Origin of the sequence: Nocardia amamiensis, from assembly GCF_015477605.1 — a bacterium.
In the GTDB taxonomy this organism is placed as follows: Bacteria; Actinomycetota; Actinomycetes; order Mycobacteriales; family Mycobacteriaceae; genus Nocardia; species Nocardia amamiensis_A.
In genome coordinates this window covers 1-1,823 of record NZ_JADLQX010000128.1, presented here as the reverse complement: position 1 = coordinate 1,823, position 1,823 = coordinate 1, and the positions used below count along the sequence as shown (strand labels likewise).

Genomic DNA, 1,823 nt, shown 5'->3' with positions numbered 1-1,823 from the left:
CAGCGCGTCCAGATCCACCTGGCCGCGCATCCGCACCACGAACGGCAGGTTGTAGGTCGGCACGGTCGGGTCGAACTGGTTGATGAACCACATGCGCTGCTGCGCCAGCGACAGCGGCACCCGTTCCGGCAACTGCTGGGCCACCAGCGGCGGACGCGACGCGTCGGCGGGGGCGGCGTTCTCCGCCCGCGCGGCGATCCCGGCCACGGTCGGGGTCTCGAACAGCGCGCGCACCCCGATCTGGGTGCCGAAGGCCGCGCCGATACGCGCCACCACCTGGGTCGCGACCAGCGAGTTGCCGCCCAGGTCGAAGAAGTTGTCGTCGATGCCGATCCGGTCCTGGCTGAGCACGTCGGCGAAGATGCCCGCCACGATCTGCTCGGCCTGAGTGCGCGGCGCGCGGAAATCACCCGCGTCGGCGCTGAACACCGGCTCCGGCAGGGCTTTGCGATCCAGCTTGCCGCTGGTGTTGAGCGGGAAGGCGTCCAGCACCATGATCGACGCGGGCACCATGTAGCTCGGCAGCTTCTCCGCGACGAACCTGGTCAGCGCAGCCGGATCCACGGACTGACCAGGAGCCGCCACCACGTAGGCGACCAATTGCTGACCGGTGGCGGTGTCCACGACCAGCACCACGGCCTGACTGACCGCGGGGTGCGCGAGCAGATCGGTTTCGATCTCGCCCAGCTCGATGCGCTGACCGCGGAACTTCACCTGGAAGTCGGTGCGGCCGATGTACTCCAGCGTGCCCGCTTCGTTCCAGCGCACCAGGTCGCCGGTGCGGTACATCCGCTCGCCGGTGGCCGACAGCGGATTGGCGACGAACCGGTCCGAGGTCAGATCGGGACGACCGCGGTAGCCACGAGCGAGCTGACGCCCGCCCAGGTACAGCTCGCCCGGCGCGCCGATCGGGGCCGGACGCAGTCGCGAATCCAGCACGTACACCTGGACGTTCCACTCCGGGATACCGATCGGCACGGTCACCGTGTCGGCGGCCGTCGCCTCCCAGTAGGTCACCGAGACCGCGGCCTCGGTGGGGCCGTACAGGTTGTGCAGTCCCGCGTCGGTAAGTGCGCGGAAACTCGCGGCGGTCTCCGGCGGCAGCGCCTCGCCGATCACGAAAACCGCGCGCAGCGTGGCACATTGAGCCGGGGTGGCGTGCGCGACGAACACCGTCAGCATGGACGGGACGAAGTCGGTCACGGTGACCCCGTGCCGGGAGATCATGTCCGCGACGTACAGCGGGTCACGATGCCCGTCCGGCGACGCGATGACCAGCTTCGCGCCCACCAGCAACGGAAGGAAGTAGCCCCACAGCGACACGTCGAAGGTGGTCGCGGTCTTCTGCAGGTACACGTCCTGCGCGGTCAGCCGGTACTCGTCCAGCATCCACAGCTGCTGGTTGACGATCGCGCGGTGGGTGACCGCCACGCCCTTCGGGCGACCGGTCGAGCCCGAGGTGTAGATGACGTAGGCGGTGTTGTCCGGGCGCAGCGGCGCCACCCGGTCGGCGTCGGTGACCGGCTCCGCGGAGTACGCCGACACATCCAGGGTGTCGATCTCCACCCGGCGCACCGACTCCGGTAGGTCCAGCTCATCGGCCGACAGCGTGAGCACGCACACCGGCGCGGCGCTGTCGAGGATGTAGGCGGTGCGCTCGGCCGGATGATCCGGATCGATCGGCACGTACGCGCCACCGGCCTTCACCACCGCGTGCATGCCGATCACCAGCTCGAGCGAGCGGCGCATGCCCAGCGCGACAAGCGATTCCGGCCCGACGCCGTCGGCGATCAGGAAGCGGGCCAGCCGGTTGACCCGCGCGT

Annotated in this window: 1 protein-coding gene; it reads right to left on the bottom strand. The window is 69.6% G+C overall.

All coding sequences use genetic code 11. From position 1 onward, the window contains the following. Nucleotides 1-1,823 (bottom strand): amino acid adenylation domain-containing protein (locus tag IU459_RS37020; protein ID WP_195134237.1); only part of this gene is annotated, 1,823 nt, incomplete at both ends.